We start from the raw sequence: 24,541 nt of genomic DNA on the forward strand, positions 1-24,541 counted from the left end.
CGATGAACCGCCAACCCCGCCCCTGGCTTGAAGCCTATGCCGACAATTACCGCAACGACGACGTGGTGCACCCCCATTGCCATGCCCAGGCGCAGCTGATCCATGGCGTGTCCGGGGTGATGGTGGTGAGCACCGCCCAGGGCAGTTGGCTGGTGCCGTCCGGGCATGCGCTGTGGGTGCCGGCCGGAACCCCGCACGAAATCCGCATGGCCGGCGAAGTGCATATGCGCACGCTGTTCCTGTTGCCCGAGGCCGAGCCGGGACTGGGGCGCACCTGCCAGGTGATCGAAGTGTCGGCGTTGCTGCGGGAGCTGATCGTCGCCGCCACGCAGATTGCCGGGCACCACAGCCCGCGTCTGCAGGCCATGATCGAGTTGATCCGCATGGAACTGCTCGCCGCGCCGGTGGTGGCGATGCACGTGCCGGTGCCCGGCGAAGTACGGCTAGCCAGGCTGTGCACGCATTTCATCCGCAACCCCTCTGATGACAGCAGCCTGGAATCCTGGGCCGACAGCCTGAACATGAGCGCCCGCACCCTGAGCCGGGTGTTCCAGCGGGAATTGGGTATGAGTTTCGGTGAATGGCGCAAGCGCGCGCGGTTGGCCTTGAGCTTGAAACTGCTGGCCCAGGGCGTGTCGATTTTAGAGGTGGCGCTGGAGCATGGTTACCAGAGCCCGAGTGCGTTCAGTGCGATGTTTCGCAAGTCGTTGGGGTATCCGCCGAGTCATTTCCGGCCGGGGGCTTAGTGTTGCGTCGAGTAACGCTATTGTCCGTTTAGCGACGATACATGGCCCTGACGCGGGCGAATCGGACAGGCCACCTGCCTAATCTGCAAGGCTCCTTCTTGAGCGAGCCTTGTGATGCACAGCCAATCTTTTCATCCATGGATGCCCATCGCCCTGTTGAGTGTGCTGACCGGGTGCAGTGGCGTGTCCGGCCAGCCGTCGACCGTCACGGCGCAGCCCGCGCCGCGGCTATCCGTCGAGTCGGCGGAGGCGTTGCCCTCCCGCTGGTGGCAGCTGTACCGCGACCCGCAACTGGACGCCCTGGTGGCGCGGGCCTTGCGCCAGAATAAAGACCTTGAAGCCGCTGCCGCCCATGTCGACGCGTTGCTGGCGCGGCTGGAGCAGGTGGACGGCGAGCGCCTGCCGTCCACCTCTCTGGACTATGGCCTGGCCTACGGTCGCAGCCGGGATGACCAGACCCTGGCCCAGGCCACCAACGGTCATGCCGGTGCCGAATGGAGCCACACGCCTGAGTTTTCCCTGAGCTACACCCTCGATCTGTGGGGCGAGGTGCGTTATCGCATTGCCGCGGCACGGGCCGATGCCCGGGTGGCGCGGGCGCTGGAAGACGAGTTGCGGGTGACGGTGGCCGCGCAGACGGCCCGCGCGTATGCCCAGGCCTGTGTTTATGGATTGCAGGAGCAGGTGCAGGTGCACTCGGTGCAGTTGCTGGAGCAGAGCGTCGCGGTCACGCAAAAGCTGCAGAAGGCTGGCGCGGCGACGGACCTGGACCTGACTCGCTTGCAAGGCCTGCTGGAAGAAACCCGTGCACCGCTGCCAATGTTCAAGGCCCGGCGCAGCAGCGCATTGTATGAGTTGGCCGTGCTCAGCGGGTTGCCGCCCGAGCAGGTCACACCGCGCAGCTGTGCCCACAGCCCGCAGTTGCAGGCCGCGTTGCCGGTGGGCGAGGGCTGGTCGCTGGTGCAACGGCGGCCGGATATTCGCCGTGCCGAGGGGCAACTGCGCTCGGCGACCTCGACGGTGGGCCTGTCGCGGGCCGAGCTTTACCCGCGAATTACCTTTGGCGCGATGCTCGGTTCATCCGCCAGCAGCCTGGGCAAACTCGGTGACCGCTACGCGACGGTGTATTCCGTCGGGCCGCTGGTGTCCTGGCGCTTTCCCAATCGGCAGATCGCCCAGGCGCGGGTCAAGCAGAGCCAGGCCGAAGCACGCCAGGCCCTGGCGCAGTTTGACGGCACGGTGCTCAACGCGTTGAAGCAGGTCGAGCAGGCCATGGCCTTGTACCAGGGCGAACAGCAGCGGCGCGAGGCCCTGGCCGCCGCGCTGGACAACAACCGCCGCGCCTTCGACCTGGCCTCCCGTGGCTACCACGCCGGCGCGCTGGACGCCCTGCAACTGCTGGACAGCGAGCGCAGCCTGGTGGGCCTTGAGGCCCGCGTGGCCGAGTCCGACCTGCGCCTGATCAATCGCCAGATCGACCTGTTCCAGGCCCTCGGTGGCGGCTGGCAACGTGACGATCCAACCGCCCCCTTATCTGTCGCTGTCAATGGAGCCAAGCCATGAACCAGGCTGTTGAACCGATTCGCCTGACCGTTATGCAACGCCATCGTCGCGCCCTGGTGACCACGGCTTCCCTCGCTACGTTGCTGGGGCTGGCAGCCTTTGCCGGGTATTGGTGGCAGTGGGGGCGTTTTCTGGAAGAAACCGATGATGCCTATGTACGCGCTGATTGGGTCGCCATCAGCCCACGGATCGCCGGGTATGTGGCCCAGGTGCTGGTGGAAGACAACCAGCCGGTCAAGGCCGGCGATGTGCTGGTGCGTATCGACGACCGGGATTTCACCGAGCGCCTGAACAGCGCCCAGGCGCAGTTGCAGCAAGTACAGGCGGCAGCGACAGCGCAACAGGCCTCGCTGCAAACCCTCGATGCGCAAATGGGTGAGCAGCAGCAACGCATTGCCCAGGCAAAGGCGGCGTTGAGCAGTGGCGAGGCCGAGGCCCGGCGCGCGGGACTCGATTATCAGCGTTATCGTGAGTTGGTCGCACAACAGGTGGCCAGCGCCCAGCACCTCGAAACCGTCAGTGCCAGCCAGGCCAAAGCCCAGGCGGCCCTGGCACAAGCCCGCGCCCAAGTTGCGCGGCAGCAGGCGCAGTTGCAGGTGTTGCAGGCGCGCCGGCAACAGGCGCAGGCGCAAATCGTCGAGCATCAGGCACGCATCGGCGAGGCCCAGGCCAATATCGCCCTGGCCGGTAATGCGTTGAAGGACACCGAGATTCGCGCGCCTTTCGACGGCGTGGTGGGCCAGCGCAAGGTTCGTCGCCAGCAATACGTGATGCCCGGCCTGCCATTGTTGGCGGTGGTGCCGGTGGAGCAGGCCTATGTGATTGCCAATTACAAGGAAACCCAGCTGCAGCACATGGCGCCGGGGCAGTCAGTGGAGATCGCGGTGGACAGCTTTGCCGGCGCGCAGTGGCACGGCAAAGTGGAAAGCATCGCCCCTGGCTCCGGTGCCGTGTTCGCCTTGCTGCCGCCGGACAACGCCACCGGCAACTTCACCAAAATCGTCCAGCGGTTTCCGGTGAAAATCCGCCTGGAGCCTGGCGAATCTCGGGTTCTGCCGGGCATGTCGGTCATCGCCACGGTCGACACCCGTCCTGCTGCGAGCCAGGAGCATGTCCATGGAGGCTGAAGGGCGTGTGCCGTTTCGCGCCTGGGTTGCGGTGATCGGCGGGCTGTTCGGCTGCTTCATGGCCGGGATGAACGTGCACGTCACCAGCGCCGCGCTGCCGGAAATCGAAGGCGCATTGGGCGCGACCTTTGAGGAGGGCTCGTGGATTTCCACGGCTTACCTGGTGGCGGAAATCATCATGATTCCCCTCACGGCGTGGCTGGTGCAGGTGTTTTCCCTGCGCCGGGTGATGCTGTGGGGCTCGGGGATATTCCTGGTGGCCTCGGTGGCGTGTTCGCTGTCGCCCAACCTGCAAGTGATGATCCTGATCCGGGTGGTGCAGGGCGCGGCCGGCGCGGTGCTGATTCCGTTGTCATTCCAGTTGATCATCACTGAGCTGCCGGCCAGCAAGATCCCGCTGGGCATGGCCTTGTTCAGCCTGGCCAACAGCGTGGCCCAGGCCGCCGGGCCGTCGATTGGCGGCTGGCTGACCGACGCGTATTCCTGGCGCTGGATCTTCTACCTGCAACTGTTCCCGGGGATTGCTTTGTTGGCGGCGGTGGCATGGTCCATCGACCGCCAGCCGATGAAGCTGGGCCTGTTGCGCCAGGGCGACTGGCTGGGCATCGGCTGCATGGTGCTGGGCCTGGGCGCGTTGCAGATCGTGCTGGAGGAGGGCGGGCGCAAGGACTGGTTCGGCTCGCCCTTTATCGTGTGGATGACGCTGCTGGCAGTGATTGGCTTGATCGGGTTTGTGGCGCGTCAGTTGTGGGGCAAGCATGCCTTTATCAACCTGCGGCTGTTGGGACACTACAACTTTGGCGTGGCCAGCGTGGCGATGTTTATCTTCGGCGCCAGCACTTATGGACTGGTGTTTCTGGTGCCCAATTACCTGTCGCAATTGCAGCACTACAACGCCAGTGAAATTGGCGTGAGCTTGATTGCGTATGGGCTGGTGCAACTGATCATGGCGCCGTTCCTGCCGCGGTTGATGAAGTGGGTGAGTGCAAAAATGCTGGTGGCTTCGGGGTTCGCGATCATGGCCTTGGGCTGCTGGATGGGCGCGCATCTGTCGGCGGACAGCGCCAGCAATGTGATCGTGCCGTCGATCGTGGTGCGGGGCATGGGCCAGCCGTTGATCATGGTGGCGTTGTCGGTGCTGGCCGTGCATGGGCTGGCCAAGGCGCAGGCGGGGTCGGCGTCGGCGGTGTTCTCGATGTTGCGCAATCTGGGGGGCGCCGTTGGAACAGCGTTGCTGGCGCAGTTGGTGGTGGTGCGTGAGCGGGTGCATTCGGCGCGGATCGGTGAGTCGGTGACGCTGTTTGACTCGGCCCTGCAACAGCAACTTCCCGGTGACGGGGTGCTGCAGGAGCAGTTGCCGGAGCATCAGGTGGTGCTGAGTCTGCTGGACCAGAGTGTGCGCCATCAGGCGTTTTTGATGGCCTACAGTGATGCGTTCTTTCTGGCCTGTGTGGCGTTGGCGGCGTGTGCGGTGGCGGCGTTGATGTTGCGGCGTACCTAGGGCCGATGTTGTGGTTGACTCAAGTGAGTGCAATGTTTCGGGTGTGTTTTTATGGTTTGGGGGGGCTGAGTACATATCCGTTATTTGGGTAACGGCTGATATGGGTTCCGCTCTTACAGCGGCTCACTTTTGAACAGCGCAAAAGTAAGCAAAACGCTCTTGCCCCACCACTCGGCACCTCGCTAATGCTCGGTGTGCCCTCACTCCGGCTTTGGACCGTGGGCCGCCGTCATGGGCCATCCCTGGCCCAGGACGGCTAACCTGGCGTCCTGCCAGGTTACCCACGCTCCAAAGCCTGCGTTCGGCCAGCGTGGTTTAACGGGGCGCCTAAGATCAAGATCAAAAGCAGATCAAGGGCACAGCGGCCTACCGGCCGGCTTGAGTGTTGAAAAGCAAAATCAAAAGCTAAAGCGGGCACGGTCAAATGTGGGAGCTGGCTTGCCTGCGATGGCATCAACTCGGTGTACCTGATGCACCGAGGTGTCTGCATCGCAGGCAAGCCAGCTCCCACAGAAAAGCAGCTCTGTTTTCGCTCTGGATCTTGCCTTTGCTTTTAACACTCAAGCCGGTCGGTAGGCCGCTGTGCTTTTGCTTTTGATCTGACTGCCCCATTCAGCCCGATGCCGGAGTGAGGGAACACCGAGCCTAGGCGAGGTGCCGACAGGCGGGGCAGAGCCCTTTGCTTACTTTGGGCTGGGCCGGCATTCGGGCTTTTCCAAAGTGAGCTGCTGTAAGAGCGGAACCATAGGTGGCCGTTACCTGAATAACGGATATGCCCCCCATCTGATCCTGACAACTCCCCCCGCACTGGTTCAGCGAACGGCTTTGGGCTTCAAACCTCGCAGCAACAACTCCAGCCCTTGCAAGGCTTCTTCCAGCCGCGCACCCGAGTCTCCATCCTGGGCGATCCACAACGATGCGCTCACCAAGCTGCCATTGATCAGCCTCGCCAACGCCTGGCTGCACGCCTGCTCGATGAGGCCCGCTTGCATCAGGTCATCGAGCAGCTGGCGCAGCGAGTCCACGCATTGCTGCTGGTCGGTGGCGCCCAACACCGCCGGTGCATCTTGCAGCACAATGCGCTGGATCTCGGGATCCTGAGCCATACGCAAATAGGCCCGGCAGCGTTCGCAAAACCCTTCCCAAGGGTGATCGGCCTGTTCCGAAATACGCTGCAGGCTCGCGTCCATTTCACCGTCCAGCTGCGCAACCACCGCCGCCAGTAAGCCTTTCTTGTCGCCAAAATGATGGTACAACGCTCCCCGGGTCAAGCCGGCGCGGGCGGTGAAATCATCCATCGACGTTTGGGCGTAGCCTTGCGTGGCGAAGGCGTGACGGGCGCTGGCGATCAGGCGGGCGCGGGTGTCTTCGATCATGTCGGCACGGGCTCGGCTCATGGGTAAGGCTCACAATAGACGATTGACATACGGCGCGTATGTTACGCATGATTTGTCACATACGCACCGTATGTATTTTGCCCCGAATACCTCGAATAGCAAATTTCAGGGCGCTCAGGAAGAGGTTACACACCATGGCAAACCCCTACGCCGAGCTATTCCAGGCGCCAGGTTCCAGGGCTTTTGTATTGGCGGGGATGCTCGCCCGCATGCCGATCTCCATGACCGGGATCGGCTTGATCACTATGCTGTCGCAAGTGCACGGCGGTTATGGATTGGCAGGTGCGGTGACGGCCACCTTCGCCCTGGCCACCGCGTTTTGTGCGCCTCAGGTCTCGCGGCTGGTGGACCGTTATGGCCAGGGCCGGGTGTTGCCGGTGGCGGCTTCCATCGGCGGCGGTGCGTTGTTGCTGCTGTTGCTCTGCACCCGCTTGCAGGCGCCGACGTGGACGCTGTTCATCTTCGCTGCCCTGGCCGGTTGTATGCCCAACATGTCGGCCATGGTGCGGGCGCGCTGGACCGAGCTGTATCGCGGCCAGCCCAAGTTGCAAACCGCGTTTGCCCTGGAGTCGGTGCTCGACGAGGTGGTGTTCATTATCGGTCCGCCGGTGTCGGTGGGCTTGTGCGTGCTGTTGTTCCCCGAAGCCGGGCCGTTGATTGCCGCGCTGTTTTTGGCAGTGGGCGTGACCGCCTTTGTGCTGCAACGCCAGACCGAACCACCGGTGCATGAACACCACGCCGAACAGGGCCGTTGGCTGATTGCCTCGCCCTCGGTGTTGATCCTGATGGTGTTGTTGATGGCCATGGGGGTCATCGTTGGGGTGGTGGATGTGGTCAGCGTCGCCTTCGCCCAGCATCAAGGCCAGCCAGCCGCCGCGAGCATTGTGCTGTCGGTGTACGCCATTGGTTCGTGCCTGGCCGGGCTGGCGTTTGGTGCCCTGAAATTGAAAGCCCCGTTGCCTCGCCAGTTCCTGTACTGCGGCGTGGCCACGGCGATCACGACGTTGCCGTTGCTGCTGGTGACGAACATTCCCGGGTTGGCGGCGGCGATCTTCATCTCTGGGCTGTTCTTCGCCCCGACATTGATCGTGTCCATGGCGTTGGTGGAGCAAATCGTCCCGCCGAGCCGCCTGACCGAAGGCATGACCTGGCTGATCACCGGCCTGAGCATCGGCGTGGCCATTGGCGCCGCCAGTTCTGGCTGGATGATCGACAACTTCGGCGCCCCAAGCGGGTTCTGGGTGGCGCTGGCGGCGGGTGCGGTGGTGCTTGGGGCGGCGGTGTTGGGGTATCGGCGGTTGGGGTGATTACCCGGTCACCAGTGCGCCGCGATGTTGCAGGAATTCGTTCAGCGCCTGCCGCGTGAGATCGTTCAACGTGACTTTTTGCCGGGTCGCGGCAAGGGCGGCGGCCAGGTGGAGGTCATGGCCGACACGGACGTTGAACGAACCCTTGCAGGGCTTCTCCGGTGTTTGCCCAAGGGCCTGGCAGGTCTCGATGTAGTCGTCCACGGCGGTGCAAAAGGCGGCGTCCAGTTCAGCGACGGTTTTGCCCTCGTAGCTGACCAGGGCCTTGATGAAAAGCAGCTTTCCGAACAGGCAGTTGTCTTCGATGCTGGCTTCGATGGAGCCGATGTAGCCTTTGTGTTTCAGCTGGTTGTTCACTGAATCAGTTCTCCTGATTTCAATTGTTCGATGATTTGGCGCCGAATGTAGTGTTTCAGTTCGTTGCCGGGGTGAGGCTTGTGCAGGGTGATCATTGCACTGGGGTCGCCTATGTCGAACCTGACCCGGCTACCTGCCCCTTCGATTTGCGTGTAACCCAGTCGCCGCAGCAGCGTTACCAGTTCGGGCCAGGTAAAGGCCGATTGTTCATTGAGCAGTTTGGCCAGCAGCTTTTCATTTTTCGACACGGCGATCCTTGCCTGTAACTAAATGTAGTTGCAATTGATGGGTTGAGTCAATGATAGGACAGCCTCGCCGAGCCGCTCGGTGTTTGATGTAACCCTTGATGACACCGTTGCCTGCGCCCCAAATCCCCCGCTAATTTTTCCCCTCCAGATTCGTTTTATAGGGACGACGTGCCTTTGTGCTTCCTGCCTATTGCCCCGGATCCCAAGAAATGAACGCTGAAGACTCCTTGAAACTTGCTCGCCGGTTTATCGGGTTGCCCCTGGAAAAACGCCAGATGTTCCTCCAGGCGCTGCAGAGGGAAGGGGTGGAGTTCTCGCGGTTTCCGATTCCTGCAGGAGTGGAGGCCGAGGACCGGCAGGCGCTGTCCTACGCGCAGCAGCGGATGTGGTTTCTGTGGCAACTGGACCCTGCCAGTGGCGCCTATAACCTGCCGGGGGCGGTGCGGCTGAAAGGGGCGTTGAGCCTGCCGGCGATTGAGCAGGCGTTCGCCAGCCTGGTGGCCCGCCATGAGACTTTGCGCACGGTGTTCCAGCGCCAGGCGGATGATAGTCTGTTGCAAGTGGCCGCACAGTCGCCGCTGGCCATCGAGCAATCAGACCTCAGCGCCCTGGCGCCAGCCGAGCGCGAGCAGGCGGTGACACAGGCCGCCACCCGCCAGTCGTTGCTGCCCTTCGACTTGGCCAACGGCCCTTTGCTGAGGGTGCACTTGCTCAAGCTGGCCGAGCAGGAACACGTGCTGCTGCTGACCTTGCACCACATCGTTTCCGATGGCTGGTCGATGAACGTGCTGATCGACGAGTTCATTCGCTGCTATGACGCCCATGAGCGCAATGAGCAGCCGCGGTTGCCGGCCCTGCCGATCCAGTACAGCGACTACGCCCTGTGGCAGCGCCGCTGGCTGGAAGCGGGGGAGCAGGCCCGCCAGTTGGAATACTGGCAGGCGCGCCTGGGTAATGAGCATCCGGTGCTGGAACTGCCCACGGATCACCCTCGTCCGGCCATGCCCAGCTATCGCGGTACACGTCATGCCTTCGCAGTCGACGCCCGGCTGGTAGAGCAATTGCGCGCCTGTGCCCAGCAGCATCAAGTGACCCTGTTCATGCTGCTACTGGGCGCGTTCAACGTGCTGCTGCACCGCTACACCGGTCAGGGCGATATTCGGGTTGGCGTGCCGATTGCCAACCGTAACCGCAGCGAGATCGAAGGGCTGATCGGTTTCTTCGTCAACACCCAGGTACTGCGCACTGAATTGAACGGGCAAACCCCTGTCGACGAACTGCTGGCAGCCATCAAGGAAGCGGCCCTTGGCGCCCAGGCCCACCAGGACCTGCCCTTCGAACGGCTGGTGGAGGCGCTGAATATCGAGCGCAGCTTGAGCCACGCACCGCTGTTCCAGGTGATGTACAACCACCAGCCACAGGTGGCGGATATTTCCACGGTCAGCACCGCGTCAGGTCTGGAACTGAGCCTGGTGCAAGGGCAAGGCCGTACTACGCAATTCGACCTGACACTGGACACCTATGAACAGTCCGGCACCCTGCATGCCGCACTGACTTACGCCGATGACCTGTTCGACCCGGCCACCATCGAGCGCATGGCGCGCCATTGGTTGCGACTGTTGCAGGGGATGGTGGCCGATCCCCTTCAAGCGGTCGGCGATTTGCCGCTGCTGGACGAAGACGAATACCAGCGCATCGTGCATGACTGGAATCCCCGTCACGACAGCTTCCCCGAGGCGCTGTGCATCCATCAGCGCATTGCCGAGCAGGCGCGGCAAACTCCGCAGGCACTGGCGGTCACCTTTGGCGTCCGTGAGCTGACCTATGAGCAACTCGATCAGCAATCCAATCAGTTGGCCCATCTGCTGATCAAGCACGGAGTGGGGCCAGAGGTGCGCGTCGGCGTGGCGATGGTCCGTTCCGAGGCGTTGCTGGTGGCGCTGCTGGCGGTGCTCAAGGCCGGTGGCGCGTATGTGCCGCTGGACCCGGACTACCCGCCCGAGCGCGTGGCCTACATGCTCGAAGACAGCCGCGCCTTGCTGCTTCTGACCGAACAGGCGGTGGCGGCCACCCTGCCGATCATCCCCGATACCCAAGTGATTTTGCTCGACGATCCGGTATCGCTGCTAGCGCCATGGCCTGTCACCGAAGCGGTCACGGCGGTAACCCCGGACAACCTGGCCTATGTGATCTACACCTCGGGCTCCACCGGCAAGCCCAAGGGCGTGGCAATTGCCCATCGCAACGTGCTGGCGCTGATCGACTGGTCGCAGCGGGTCTACAGCCGTGAGGATGTGCAGGGTGTATTGGCCTCGACCTCGGTGTGTTTCGACCTGTCGGTGTGGGAACTGTTTGTGACCCTGGCCGCCGGCGGCTCGCTGATCATCGCCCGCAACGCCCTGGAGTTGCCCGACCTGCCGGCCCGTGACCGGGTGCGCTTGATCAACACGGTGCCATCGGCGATTGCCGCGCTCCAGCGCACCGGGCAGATTCCTCCCTCTGTGCGCATCATCAACCTGGCCGGCGAGCCGCTGAAACAGACCTTGGTGGAGGCGCTGTATCAACAGCCTGGCGTCGAACATGTCTACGACCTTTACGGGCCCTCTGAAGACACCACCTACTCCACCTACACCCGGCGTACCGCCGGGGGCCAGCCGAGTATTGGCCGGCCCATCAACCATACCGCCAGCTACCTGCTGGATGCCCAGTTGCAGGCTGTGCCCCAGGGTGTTTGCGCCGAACTCTACCTGGCGGGCGCGGGGATCACCCGCGGCTACCTCGGACGCGCCGCGCTGACGGCCGAGCGCTATGTACCCAACCCGTTCTCCAACGATGGCGAACGTCTCTACCGCACCGGCGACCTGGTGCGTTATCAGGACGGCGGCGTGCTGGAGTACCAGGGGCGCATCGACCATCAGGTCAAGGTGCGCGGCTTCCGTATCGAGCTGGGGGAAATCGAGGCGCAGCTGTTGCGCCAGCCCGCAATACGCGAGTTGGCGGTACTGGCCCAGGACAGCCCGAGCGGCCAGCAACTGGTGGCTTATCTGGTGCCCACCGACCCACGTTTGCCCGGTGATGCCGAGGCTCAGGAAGCCTTGCGCGAAACCCTCAAGGCTGCGCTCAAGCAGGTGCTTCCGGCTTACATGGTGCCCAACCACTTGCTGTTCCTGGAGCACTTGCCACTGACCCCCAACGGCAAACTCGACCGCAAGGCCCTGCCGGCCATCGACAGTTCACAACCGGCCCGGCAACACGTCGAGCCCCGCAGCGACACGGAAAAAACCCTCGCGTCGATCTGGCAAGCGGTGCTCGGGGTTGCGCGCGTGGGGCTGGACGACAACTTCTTCGAACTGGGCGGCGACTCGATCGTCTCCATGCAAGTGGTCAGCCGCGCACGCCAGGCCGAGATCAGCCTGAGCCCCAAGGATGTGTTCCAGCACCAGACCCTGCGTAGCCTGGCGCAAGTCGCCAGCCTGCGCACGCACACCGCCATCGACCAGGGTGCTGCCCACGGTCCGGCTTTTCTCAGCCCGGTGCAGCAGTGGTTTTTCGCCCAGGACATCCCCCAGCGTCAGCACTGGAACCAGTCGTTGTTGCTGGTGCCGCGCGAGCCGATAGCGGCGGCGCACCTGGACGCTGCGTTGCAGCAATTGGTCAACCACCATGATGGCCTGCGTCTGCGGTATCAGTCGGGTACCGAGGGATGGCTGCAGCACTACGGCGAGGCCGCGGTTGAATCCGTGTTATGGCAGCGCCAGGCTGACAGCAACGCGGCCCTGGCCGAGCTGTGTGATGAGGCCCAGCGCAGCCTCAGCCTGCAAGACGGCCCGTTGCTGCGAGCGCTGCTGGTGCAGATGCCCGACCACAGCCAGCGCTTGCTGCTGGTGGTCCATCACCTGGTGGTGGACGGTGTGTCCTGGCGTGTGTTGCTGGATGATTTGCAGCAGATGTATCGCGCCTTGCGGGACGGCAGCGTGCCGGCTGTGGCGGGCAAGACCACGTCCTATCAAGCCTGGACCGCTCGACTGCAAGACGCCGTTCCGCGCTTCCTGCCACAGCTTGAAGATTGGCAGGCGCGCCTTCGGCACGCTCCGTCGGTGGACTTGCCTTGCGATAATCCTCAAGGCGCCCTGCATCACTGCCTGGAGCAGAAAGTCAGTAGCACCCTGGATGCCGACACGACGCGTCAGCTTCTGACCCACGCGCCCGCCGCCTATCGCACCCAAGTCAACGACCTGCTGTTGGCGGCATTGGCACGTGTGGTGTGCCGCTGGAGCGGGCAGGGCAGCACCCTTGTTCAGCTGGAAGGCCACGGCCGCGAAGACCTGTTCGAAGGCCTGGACCTGACCCGTACCGTGGGTTGGTTCACCAGCCTGTTCCCGGTCAACCTGACCCCGGGCGAAAACCTGCCGGCCACGATCAAAGCGGTCAAGGAGCAACTGCGTGCGGTGCCGGACAAAGGCATTGGCTACGGCGTGCTGCGCTACCTTGCCGAGCCTGGGGTCGGCGCGGCGTTAGCGGCCCTGCCGCAGCCGCGCATCACCTTTAACTACCTCGGCCAGTTTGATCGTCAGTTCGATCAGAACGCTTTGTTTATACCCTCTGAGGAGGGCAGTGGGCAGGCCCAGGATCCCCAGGCTCCGCTGGCCAATTGGCTGACCGTGGAAGGCCAGGTGTATGGCGGCGAGCTGTCGTTGCAATGGGGCTTCAGCCGCGACATGTTCAACGTGTCGACGATCCAGCGCCTGGCCGACGACTACGTCGCCGAACTCACGGCGTTGATCGACCATTGCTGCCGGACCCCTGCCGGACAGGTGACGCCGTCTGATTTCCCGCTGGCGAACCTGACCCAGCAGCAACTCGACGGGCTGCCGCTGGCCGGGCCGGCCATCGACGATATCTACCCGTTGTCACCCATGCAGCAAGGCATGCTGTTCCATACCCTCTACGAGCAGGGGGACGACACCTATGTCAATCAGTTGGCCGTTGATGTCGATGGCCTGGAGGTAGAGCGTTTTCGCGCGGCATGGCAGGCGACCCTGGATGCCCATGACATCCTGCGCACCGGTTTTATCTGGCAAAACGGCAGCCAGCAGCCGCTGCAGGTGGTGCATCGTACGGTCAGGTTGCCGCTGGAGGTCCTCGACTGGCGCGACGCCGCCGTGCAGGACACTCAGGCGTTCGCCGCACAGGATCGCCTGCGAGGCTTTGATCTGAGCCAGGCGCCGTTGATGCGCTTGACCTTGATTCGCCTGGATGAGCAGCGGTATCACCTGGTTTACACCAACCACCATATCCTGATGGACGGCTGGAGCAACGCCCAGCTCTTGGCTGAAATGCTCGCGCGGTACGCCGGCGAGCACCCACTCGCGCCTCCCGTACGCTATCGCCAGTACATCGATTGGTTGCAACGCCAGGACGCCGAGGCCAGTCAGGCCTTCTGGATGGAGCGGTTGGGCCGGTTGGACGGGCCGACGCTGCTGGCCTCGGCCATGGCGCGCCAGGAATGCCCCGGACAGGGCTACGCTGAACTCGACCTGCTGCTGGACGCCTCGTCTTCGTTGCGCTTGGTCGAGTTTGCCCGTGAGCAGAAGGTCACCGTCAATACCCTGGTGCAGGCCGCCTGGCTGTTGCTGCTGCAGCGTTACACCGGCCAGCGCTGTGTGACCTTGGGCACCACGGTATCGGGGCGTCCGGCCGAATTGCCAGGCATCGAGCGGCAAGTCGGGCTGTTCATCAACACCTTGCCGCTGATTGCCGAGCCCTCCGTGGAGCAATCGGTGGGTGAGTGGATTCAGCAGGTCCAGGCGCTCAACCTGGGCTTGCGCGAACATGAACACACCCCGCTGTACGATATCCAGCGTTGGGCGGGTTCTGCCGGTGAAGCCCTGTTTGACAGCATAGTGGTGTTCGAGAACTTCCCGGTTGCCCAGAGTTTGCAGCAAGGTGCCACTGGTGGCCTGCGCTTCAGTGGCGCGCAAAACCACGAACACACCAACTACCCGTTGGCGCTGACCGTCTACAGCGGTGATCGGCTGTCACTGAGCCTGGGCTATCAGCGCGAGCGCTTTGCCGAACCGAGTATCCACGGTTTGCTCGGCCACCTGCGCCATGTGCTGGAGCAGTTTGTCAGTGATGCCCGGCAGCCCCTTGGGGCAGTGCCGACGCTACTGGCCGGCGAGCATCAGGTCATGATTCACGATTGGAACCCCGCCCACACGACGGCTGCCGCACTGTGCGTGCATCAGGCGTTCGAGGCTCAGGTGACGGCGCGCGGTGATGCGCCGGCGCTGGTCCTGGATGACCAGCGACTGTCGTATACGGCGCTGAACCAGCGTGCCAACCGCTTGGCGCACAAACTCCGTGAACTGGGTGTTGGCCCGGACGTTCTGGTCGGGGTTGCCGTGGGCCGTTCGCTGGACATGATCATCGGCCTGCTGGCGATTTTGAAAGCCGGCGGCGGCTATGTGCCCCTGGACCCGGAATATCCCGCCCAGCGCCTGGGCTGGATGATCGAGGACAGTGGCTTGCAGTTGTTGCTTACCCAGACTGCGCTGCGGGAACACTTGCCCATTCCGGCCGGTGTCGAGGTGTTGTGCGTGGACACCTGCGAGCAATGGCTGGCGGAATATCCCACGCTGGACCTGCCGAACCTGGCTCATCCGGATAACCTCGCTTACGTCATGTTCACCTCGGGCTCCACCGGCCGGCCCAAGGGCGTGGGGATCAACCATGCTTCAGTGGCGCGGCACACCGCGGTCATGAAAGCGGTGTTCCAGTTGACCGCCGACGACTGTGTCTTGCAGTTCGGTACCTTCAACTTTGACGGGTTTGTCGAACAGCTTTACCCGGCGTTGTGCGAAGGCGCGTGTGTGGTGCTGCGTGGTGGTGAGCTGTGGGACAGCGAGACGTTCTACCAGCAGGTCATTCGCCATGGCATCAGTGTGGTCGACGTGACCACGGCCTATTGGCACATGCTGGCCCGCGATTTCGCCACTCAGGGGCCTCGCAGCTACGGGCGTTTGCGCCAGGTACACGCCGGCGGAGAAGCGATGCCGCCGGAAGGCTTGCTGGCCTGGCGAGAAGCTGGCCTGGGGCATTTGGCGCTGTACAACACCTACGGTCCTACCGAGGCAACCGTCACCGCAACGGCACTGGACTGTGCGGACTATGTTTCCGGCGCTGCGGCCTTGCCCCTGGTGATGCCCATTGGCAAGGTGCTCGACGGACGCTCGATTTACCTGGTGGATGACGCCCTCAATCCGGTGCCGGTGGGCGTGGTTGGTGAGTTGTTGATCGGCGGAGAGTTGCTGGCGCGTGGCTATTTCAACCGCCCGTCCTTGAGTGCTGAGAAGTTTGTACCGAGCCCATTCGGAGCTGGCCGTCTGTACCGTACCGGCGACCTGGCGCGCTATCGCGCGGACGGGGTGATCGAGTACGTCGGTCGCGCCGACCATCAGGTGAAAATTCGCGGGTTCCGTATTGAACTCGGCGAAATCGAAGCGCGGGTGCAGGAATACCCCGGCGTGCGCGAGGCGTTGGTGATGACCCTGGAAGGCCCCGGTGGTTTGCAGGTCGCGGCGTGGCTGGTGCCTCGCGAATCAGCGCTGGTGCATGCCGAGGCCGAGATACAGAGCGCCTGGCGCGATGGGCTGCGTCAGCATCTCAAGGCTTTGCTGCCTGATTACATGGTGCCCACACACCTGACGCTGTTGTCACATATGCCGTTGAGCCCCAATGGCAAGTTGGACCGCAAGGCCCTGCCAGTGCCGGACCTGAATCAGGGGCGCGATGCGTACCAGGCTCCGGTCACGACCCTGCAACGGCAGTTGGCGGGTATCTGGGAGCAGGTCTTGCAGGTTGAGCAAGTGGGCCTGGGGGATCACTTCTTCGAGCTGGGCGGGCACTCGCTGTTGGCCACGCGGGTAGTGTCCTGTGCAAATGCCGAAGGGCTCGACACCCTGCGTCTGCGCGACCTGTTTGAATGTGCGCAACTGGCGGCCCTGGCTGAGCGCCTGGAGCAGCGTCGCGCCCTGGCCCAACCCCAACGGGTATTACCGCCCCTGGTGACGGTGCCCCGAGTGGGGGTGTTGCCGCTTTCCCTGGCGCAGCAGCGGTTGTGGCTGGTTGAGCGTATTTCCGCAGACAGCGCGGCCTATAACTTGCCCGCAGCGCTGACCGTACGCGGCGAACTGGACCTGCAACGCTTGCAGCGCAGCTTTGCGCAATTGATCGAACGCCACGAGATTCTGCGTACCAGCTATCACGAAGACGACGACGGTAACCCGCTGGTGCGGGTGGCCGAACACGTCGATTTGCCGATTCGCGTGCTCGACATCAGCAGCCTGGATTCCCAGGCACGTGCGCAGGCACAGCAGCAATGGCTGCTTGACTGCGGCGCCGAACGTATCGACCTGGAACAGGTGCCGTTGCTGCGGGTGCACTTGTTGCGGCATGGCCCACAGGAGCACCTGATTCTGTTCGCGATGCACCACATCATCTCCGATGGTTGGTCGATGGCGGTGCTGGTGCAGGAGTTGATTGCGCTGTACGGCGGCAGCCCGGAACCGTTGCCGCCTTTACCCGTGCAATACCTCGACTATGCCTTCTGGCAGCAGCACCTGCTGAGTGATTGTTGGCTTGCGGCAGACACCGACTACTGGCGGGAAACCCTGAGCGGTGCACCTTCACACCTGCCGTTGCCCCTGGATTACCCACGGCCTGCCCAAGCGAGCCATGACGGTGACAGCGTGGAACTGCGCCTCGAAGCGCCGCTCTACGAACCGATCAAGGCGCTGGCCCAGCAGTTGGGGTGCACCCCGTACCTGTTGATGTTGGCTGCGTTCCAACTGATGTTGCACCGCACCTGTGACACCACCGACCTGGTGATTGGCACGGACGTGGCGGGGCGTCAGCAACAGGCCCTGGAAGGGCTGATCGGCTTCTTCGTCAACGTCTTGCCGATGCGCTCGCGCCTGACACCGCAGCAGCCTTTCAGCGAGTACGTACAGACGCTTAACCGCAACGCGCTGGCCGCGTTCGAGCATCAGGAGCTGCCGCTCGACCTGATCATCGACGCCTGCGCCGTGGAACGTATCAAAGGTATCAATCCGCTGATTCAGGTGTTGTTCGTGATGAACAACACGCCCAGTGCGACCTTGCGGGTCGACGACCTGGTGCTGGAACCACTGGAACTAAAAGAGCGCCACTCGAAATTCGAGATGGGCCTGTTCGTTGAAGAGCTTGGAAATAGCCTTGTTTGTAATTGGTCGTACGCCGTCGCCCTGTTCCGGCGCGAACGCATCGAAATGATGATGCGCAGCTGGATCGGCATTCTTGAGCAGGCGGTGCAGGACCGACACACACTGTCCGGAGAATTCGTCATGTCTGTTGCACCACCAGCGCCTGCCACGGAAAAGGTTGCGAGCAAGAAGTTCGACAAGCTCAATAAGTTCCTCAAGAAGGGGCCACCAACGGCACCGGCCAACGGGCCTCAGGTGCAGTTTCGCGCGTTACGCGAAGGCCAGGTTTTCCCGCTGCTGGCACAGCCTGCGGACAGTGGCCTGGACGTTATCGAATGGGTGAGAAACAACCGGGCCCTGGTCGAGGAAAAGCTGGCCAGCCATGCGAGCATTCTGTTCCGTGGTTTTGCATTGAACGGCATCGAGGAATTCGAGCAGTTTGCCGAAGCCTTGCAGCCGGGGCTTTACGGCAACTATGGCGACCTGCCGAAAAAGGACGGGGGCAAGAACACTTACCGCTCCACGCCGTACCCGGAAAAGAAAATGATTCTGTTCCACAACGAGAGCTCGCATCAGGACCGTTGGCCGCGCAAGCAAATGTTTTATTGCGAGCTGCCGTCGCCGGTGGGCGGTGCCACGCCGATTGTCGATTGCCGGGAGATGTGCCGCCGGTTGCCGGCCGAACTGCTGCAAAAGTTTGAAGAAAAAGGCCTGCTGTATGTGCGCACTTTCACCGACAAGCTCGACGTGTCGTGGCGGCATTTCTTCAAGACTGACGACCGCCAGGAGGTTGAGGCCCGCTGCCTGGCAGCCGGTATCGAATGGGTGTGGCTGGACAACGATGAGTTGCAGACGCGCACGCGTTGCCCGGCGGTCATCACCCACCCGCTGACAGGGGCGCGCTCATTCTTCAATCAGGTGCAGTTGCACCATATCTATTGCCTGGACGCGGATGTGCGCGACGACCTGATCGGCCTGTTCGGCATCGACAACATGCCCCGGCATGTCTATTACGGCGATGGCACTCCAATTGAAGATGAGGTCATGGCGTTGATCGGTGAGCTTTACGAGGAATGTGCGGTGCGCTTCGACTGGCAAAAAGGCGATGTGGTGTTGATGGACAATATGCTTGCAGCGCATGCCCGTGACCCGTTCGAAGGCCCACGCAAGATCGTCGTGGCGATGGGCGACATGTTCGATCGTTCAGCGTTGCAAGCATCCCGGGAGCAACCGTTGCTTCGGGCACTGGAAGTGGAGGCCGGACAATGAGTACCTCTTACGGTCAGGCCCTGAGCCCGGAACAGCAAGCGTGCTTGAATGACGCGGTGGGCGATAAACATCATGCGCTGCTGCTGTTGATCGAGGTCCGCGGGGCGTTGGACCTGGCGCGGTTGCAGCGCGCCGCCGATCAAGTGCTGGTCGACCAACCCATTCTGGCGACCCGTTTACTGCGGGTGCCGACCTATCGGGGCGTGCGCCAGACCCTGGAGCCACGTTCGGGCTGGCCTTTACGGATCGAGCCCGCCGCCCAAGGCTGGGGGGCCTTCGAAGCGCAGATGCGCGCCGAGCAACAACTCGGTTTTGCCGAAGACGCGCCGACGCTTGCGGTGCTGCATGCCTGTCGGTTTGGCGAACAGCACCATGGCCTGGCGTTGCGCATTTCGGCCTTACTCAGCGACCGCAACGGGTTGCGGGTGCTTTGCGCCGCGTTGCATCAGGCTTATGTGGCCGATCAATCGTGTGCGCTGGATCCGGAGGCCGGGCAGTACGCGCAGTACGTTGATTGGCGTGGGGAGATGGAGCAGGACGAAGACGCGGCGAGCGGTCGCGACTATTGGCGACAAATGGGCTCGGCGAACGCGCCGGCCCTGGCCTATCGACACAACGGTGTGGCTCGCTTGCAGGCCGGGCAAACGTTACGGGCTGCCCTTGAACCAGCGTTGCAACGGGCTCTCACCGGCTATGCTCAAGCGCTGGGGCAACCGGTTGCCCGGGTCATGCAAGCGGCCTGGTGGGTTCTGTTGGCACGTATTGGCGGGCAGACAAAGATGCAGGTGGGCTGGCGTCACGATTGCCGGCAGGACTACGAGTTTTTCGCCGATTGCGTGGGTGTGTTCGAGAAAACCCTGCCCTTGGTCATCGACGTACCCCTGCAACACAGCCTCGGGCATTGGCTGCCGGAACTTGAAGCGCAGGCGCAAGCGCACCTGACCTGGCAGGAGCACTGGTCGGTGCAGGCACCGTCGAGCACGCAGCACCAGTTGTTCGGCGTTGCTTGCGAGGCTGAATCGCCACACTACGGTAACTGGGCGGTCATGGCCGTGGACGACGCGGTGGCGCCGTTTGAACTGGAGCTGCGCCTGATGGAGGCGCAAGAGCAGGTACACGCCATCCAACTGCGGTTTGATCCGCTGCTCTATGACGAGGCATCGATAGACGGCTTGCTGGAACAGTATCAAACCTTGTTGCACGGCCTGGCGGCGGCTCCCGATACTGCGCTCGCCGATCTGCCGGTGATCGGTGCACGAGAGCGCGCGCGCCAGCAACAGTGCATCGGCCTGCCATTGAACCTGGAGGGTCCGAGCCTGCCGCAGTTGATTGCCCAGTGGGCAGAGCGCACGCCGCAAGCACTGGCCTTGAGCTTTGCCGGTGAGCAACTGACGCATCGGGCGCTGGCCGATCGTGTCGAACAGTTGGCTCGCCACTTGCGCATCAGCGGGGTGCAGCCGACACAGGTCGTGGCCCTGGCGTTGCCCCGTTCGCTGGACCTGGTGGTAGCGTTGCTCGCTGTCTGGCGCGCCGGTGCGGCGTGGGTGCCGATTGATCCGCAATGGCCGGCAGGCCGTCAGGCGTTGATCATTGAGCAGGCCGGCGCGGTGTTGACGGTCACTGACCGGGCTCGTGGGCAGGGGCATTCGGCGGCAGTGCTGCTGGTGGATCAACTGCCTGAGATTGACCGCGATGTGGTCTTTGACTGGGCCCCGGTCTCGGCGAACCAGGCCGCCTATGTACTGTTTACCTCTGGCAGCACCGGTACACCCAAAGGCGTAGTGGTCGAACATCGGCAATTGCTCAACTACGTGCTGGCTTCCAGCGCTGCGCTGGGGCTGGCTGATTGCACGTCATTTGCCATGACTTCCACGGTGGCCGCCGACCTGGGGCACACCACGCTGTTTGCCGCCTTGCTGCACGGAGCCCCGCTGCACATCGCCCGCGATGAAGACCTGCAAGAGGCCGAGCACTTTGCCGGGTTTATGCAGGGCCATCAGATCGACTGCCTGAAAATCGTGCCGTCGCACCTCAGTGCGCTGTTCGACAAACACAGTCGTTATTTGCCGACGACCCTGATACTGGGGGGCGAGGCCATTGCGCCGAGTCTGGTGGAGCTGATCTTCCAGGTCGCGCCGACGTGTCGTCTGTTCAACCACTACGGTCCCACCGAAACCACCGTGGGCGTGCTCTATCAGCCCCTCGACAGAAACAGCGACCTGAGCCATGGGGTGCCATTGCGACAGGTGTTCGACGGGTGCGAGGTCTACCTGTTCGACGAGCAGTTGCGTGAGGTGCCGCAGGGGGCGTTGGGCGAGTTGTATATCGGCGGTCAGCAAGTGGCGCGTGGCTATTTGAATGGGCAGGGCAGCGAAGCCTTTATCCAGCACCCGTACCGTCCCGGTGAGCGCCTTTACCGCAGTGGCGACCTCGGGCGCTATTTGCCTCAAGGCGGTGTGCAACTGGTAGGTCGTCGTGATCATCAGGTTAAGGTGCGTGGTTTCCGTATCGAGTTGGCGGAAGTCGAGCAAGCGCTGCTGGCGCAGCCGGTTGTCGCCCAGGCAGTGGTTACTGCCTGGCGTGCGTGCGAAGGTGATGAGGCCAATGTGCAACTGGTGGCGTATGTCCAGGCGCAAGGGACGCCTGCCGAAGGTTGGCTCGACGTGCTGCGTGAGCAGCTCAATGCGAGCCTTCCGGGCGCCATGGTACCGGCGCATTTCTTTGCCCTGGAGCATCTGCCCCGTTTGGCCAATGGCAAGCTGGACCGTCATGGCCTGCCGGCACCCGAGTCGCTGCTGGCGGCGCAGGTCTATGTGGCGCCAAGTACCGCGTTGCAGACCTTGTTGGCGGAAGGCATGGCGCAGTTGTTGGGGGTCGAGCGGCTCAGCATCGAGCAGAATTTCTTCTCCCTCGGCGGGCACTCGTTACTGGTGATCAAACTGGTGTCGGCGTTGCGCAAGCAATTGCAGCTGGACGTTCATCCCGGCGTGGTGTTTGACCATCCGAGTGTTTCCGAATTGGCGATTGCCCTGACACGCAACGAAGCTTCTCCCGGTGCACTGGAACGCACCGCTCAGGTACGGATGAAACTCAACAGCCTGTCGCCACAACAACGCGAGGCGCTGCTCGCCAGGTCGCGACCTTCCGCCACTGCCTGACGTGTCCTGCCTGGCCGTCAAGGAGACGGCCAGGCAGCTTTTCAGCGCTCTAAAACTTAAATGAATTTTTTCAGCAAAAACCTTCCGGTTTCGTCGCGGTGGCACGTCTTATGACTGATATCAAACAAGTAGCATTCTCATTCGCGCTAACTTCTGCTGAGTTCTCTACTCTGAAAGGGCATATCGATGTCTGTTGAACGACACAACAAAACCTCGCTGCAGCGGGCTTTGGACTTATTAAAGGGGCGTCCGCAACCCTTCACCGCCGCGGTGCTGAGCCTGTCCCTGGGCATGTCCGGTTCGCTGGCTGCCGCCGAGCTGAACATTCCGGCGCAATCGCTTGAAGGCGCCTTGCGCGAGCTGGGGCAGCAATCAGGTCGGCAGATTCTCTACTCCCCTGATCTGGTTCAGGGCAAACGTGCCACGGCGCTGCACGGCGATCTGGATGTGTCATCGGCATTGCAGAAGCTACTCAGCGGCACCGGGATTTCCTACACGATTGAAGACAATACCGTGCTGCTCAGCGGTGCGGGCGAGACGGGCGCGTTGCAGCTGGGCGCAACGAAAATCGGCGCTGTGGCCATGAGTGAAACCACCGAGAACTCGGGCTCATATACCACCGGCGCTACCAGCACCGCGACCAAATTGCCGTTGACGTTACGTGAAACGCCGCAGTCGGTCACGGTGATCACCCGTCAACAAATGACGGATCAGGGGCTGGGCACTATTTCTGATGTGTTGCAGCAAACCCCCGGTGTGGCGGTCATGCATGATGACACCGAGCGTTACAACTTCTACTCCCGCGGCTTTGGCCTGAACAACTTTCAGTACGACGGCGTTCCGACCTCTGACTTCACCACCAACACCAATGGCCTGGGTGTGCGCGACATGGCCATCTACGACCGCGTGGAAGTGGTCCGCGGCGCGACCGGTCTGATGAGTGGAGTCGGCAGCCCGGCGGGTGTCGTCAACCTGGTGCGTAAACGTCCGACCAAGGACTTCCAGGGATATGTCTCCGGCAGCGGTGGAACCTGGGATCGCTACCGTACCGAGATGGATCTTTCTGGCCCGCTTTCGGAAAACGGTGCCTTGCGCGGCCGGGTGGTGGCTGCCTACGACGATGCCAATTCGTTCATCGACTATTACTCGTCGAAGAAAAACGTGTTCTACGCCATTGGCGAGGCCGACCTCAACGACAACACCATGGTCTACGGCGGGATCGACTATCAGAAGATCAACTCCAACGGTTCGAGCTTTGGCCAACTGCCGCTGTTCTATTCCGATGGCAACCGCACCGATTTTTCCCGTTCCAAGAACCCGGCGGCCAAATGGGCGTACGGTGACAGTGAGAGCACCAAGTACTTTGGGGGTGTCGAGCAGCGTTTCGACAATGATTGGATGCTGCGGGTTGAGGCCAGCCACTGGAAGGGTGACACCGAACAGATGCAGGGCAACCTTGTGGGCTGGGGGCCGTTTCCTGACCAGCAGACTCGACAGGCTCAGGTGTTCCGCAGCCACAAGACCTACACCATCAATACTGACTCCGTGGACGCGTACGCCACCGGGCCGTTCTCTCTGTTCGGACGTTCTCACGACCTCATGCTGGGGCTGAACGTCAGCAACCGTCGTTCCGAGTATTTTTCGGAAAACGCCGACCGGATCTACGTGGACTTCGACACCTGGGGCAATAACCCGGCGCGGCCGACGTCTTACTCCAGCTGGAGCACCCAGGATTACCACATCAAGGAGGTGGGTGGTTTCGCTGCGGCCCGGTTCAAGCCTACCGATGAACTCTCGGTGATCCTCGGCACTCGCGTCGTCAATTACAAACGCGAAGGCGAGTTGGGTTCCAACTCCAGCCCGGATAACCCGGACCGTGACGACGCGAAGAAAACCGGCAAGGTCATCCCCTACGCCGGCGTTGTCTACGACCTGACCGAACAGCACTCGGTCTATGTCAGCTACACAGACATCTTTGAACCGCAAAGCAACATCGACATGAGCGGTAAAGTCCTCGAACCGATGGCGGGCAAGAACTACGAGGCGGGTCTGAAATCCGAGTTCTACGGCGGTGCGCTCAATACCAGTATCGCGGTGTTCAAGACCAAGCAGGACAACTTCGCCCAATACGTCGGCAGCACCGAAGACGGCAGGGACGCTTACGAAGGCGTGACCAATACCACCAAGGGCTTTGAACTGCAGGCTTCCGGTGAAGTGTTGCCAGGTTGGCAAGTGCTCGCCGGTTATACCTACGCTCAGCCTCGTGATGAGCAGCACAAGCGCATCAGTCCGGAGCGCCCGGAACGTCAGTTCAAACTGGCCACAAGCTACAAGCTCGAGGGGCAGCTCAAGGACCTGACCGTGGGCGGTAACGTCACATGGCAGGGCCGGACGTACTTCGTCAATGAAGACTTGCCAGCCGAAGCCAAGGAAGGCAGCTACGCCGTGGTGGGCCTGCTGGCACGCTACGATATCGATAAACACCTGAGCGCATCGGTCAACCTCAACAACGTATTCGATCGCCAGTACTACAGCGGTTATGGCCTCTATAACAGCTACTTCAGCGGTGATCCACGCAATGTGATGGTGGGTCTCAAGTACCAGTTCTAAGCACCCACCAAAAAGC

General features: G+C 62.4%; 11 protein-coding genes. 8 read left to right on the plus strand and 3 right to left on the minus strand.

The annotated features are described in order from the left end of the window. The first annotated feature begins 2 nt into the window (after positions 1-2). The 4 genes from JFU58_RS17155 to JFU58_RS17170 all read left to right on the plus strand — a co-directional run bounded on the left by JFU58_RS17155 (position 3) and on the right by JFU58_RS17170 (position 4,937). Positions 3-746 (plus strand): AraC family transcriptional regulator, encoded by a 744-nt coding sequence (locus JFU58_RS17155; protein ID WP_063028491.1) that lies wholly within the window; start codon positions 3-5, stop codon positions 744-746. A gap of 114 nt (positions 747-860) precedes the next feature. Continuing rightward, a complete protein-coding gene (locus JFU58_RS17160; RefSeq protein ID WP_201141319.1) occupies positions 861-2,309 on the plus strand; it encodes an efflux transporter outer membrane subunit in 1,449 nt (482 codons plus the stop codon). Further along, complete coding sequence (locus tag JFU58_RS17165) at positions 2,306-3,436, plus strand: HlyD family secretion protein (RefSeq protein WP_201141321.1); 1,131 nt, start codon at positions 2,306-2,308, stop codon at positions 3,434-3,436. Before JFU58_RS17160 ends, JFU58_RS17165 begins: the two co-directional genes overlap by 4 nt. Beyond that, positions 3,426-4,937, plus strand: a complete 1,512-nt coding sequence (locus JFU58_RS17170; RefSeq protein ID WP_201141323.1) for an MDR family MFS transporter — start codon at positions 3,426-3,428, stop codon at positions 4,935-4,937. The genes JFU58_RS17165 and JFU58_RS17170 overlap by 11 nt, the downstream gene beginning before the upstream one ends. Before the next feature lie 812 nt (positions 4,938-5,749). Here the strand turns inward: JFU58_RS17170 and JFU58_RS17175 are convergent. Further along, the gene (locus JFU58_RS17175) at positions 5,750-6,334 is read right to left on the minus strand and encodes a TetR/AcrR family transcriptional regulator (RefSeq protein WP_093207854.1); all 585 of its coding nucleotides are present in this window, start codon (positions 6,332-6,334) and stop codon (positions 5,750-5,752) included. 134 nt (positions 6,335-6,468) lie between these two features. On the opposite strand from JFU58_RS17175, the gene JFU58_RS17180 reads away from it, so the two are divergent. Continuing rightward, on the plus strand, positions 6,469-7,641 hold the full coding sequence (locus tag JFU58_RS17180; protein ID WP_063028497.1) for an MFS transporter: 1,173 nt from the start codon (positions 6,469-6,471) through the stop codon (positions 7,639-7,641). Here the strand turns inward: JFU58_RS17180 and JFU58_RS17185 are convergent, their stop codons facing one another. Both JFU58_RS17185 and JFU58_RS17190 read right to left on the minus strand, forming a co-directional pair. Continuing rightward, the gene (locus JFU58_RS17185; protein WP_063028499.1) at positions 7,642-7,998 is read right to left on the minus strand and encodes a type II toxin-antitoxin system HicB family antitoxin; all 357 of its coding nucleotides are present in this window, start codon (positions 7,996-7,998) and stop codon (positions 7,642-7,644) included. Beyond that, a complete protein-coding gene (locus tag JFU58_RS17190) occupies positions 7,995-8,246 on the minus strand; it encodes a type II toxin-antitoxin system HicA family toxin (RefSeq protein WP_063028501.1) in 252 nt (83 codons plus the stop codon). The genes JFU58_RS17185 and JFU58_RS17190 overlap by 4 nt, the downstream gene beginning before the upstream one ends. 209 nt (positions 8,247-8,455) lie before the next feature. Here JFU58_RS17190 and JFU58_RS17195 point away from each other — a divergent pair, with 209 nt between their 5' ends. From JFU58_RS17195 to JFU58_RS17205, 3 genes are all read left to right on the plus strand, one after another. Next, positions 8,456-18,757, plus strand: a complete 10,302-nt coding sequence (locus JFU58_RS17195; protein ID WP_201141325.1) for a non-ribosomal peptide synthetase — start codon at positions 8,456-8,458, stop codon at positions 18,755-18,757. Then, on the plus strand, positions 18,754-21,915 hold the full coding sequence (locus JFU58_RS17200) for a non-ribosomal peptide synthetase (protein ID WP_201141327.1): 3,162 nt from the start codon (positions 18,754-18,756) through the stop codon (positions 21,913-21,915). Before JFU58_RS17195 ends, JFU58_RS17200 begins: the two co-directional genes overlap by 4 nt. A gap of 186 nt (positions 21,916-22,101) precedes the next feature. Continuing rightward, the gene (locus JFU58_RS17205) at positions 22,102-24,525 is read left to right on the plus strand and encodes a TonB-dependent siderophore receptor (RefSeq protein WP_063028508.1); all 2,424 of its coding nucleotides are present in this window, start codon (positions 22,102-22,104) and stop codon (positions 24,523-24,525) included. The last annotated feature ends 16 nt before the right edge of the window (positions 24,526-24,541 follow it).

This window comes from Pseudomonas sp. TH34 (assembly GCF_016650865.1).
GTDB lineage: Bacteria > Pseudomonadota > Gammaproteobacteria > Pseudomonadales > Pseudomonadaceae > Aquipseudomonas > Aquipseudomonas yamanorum.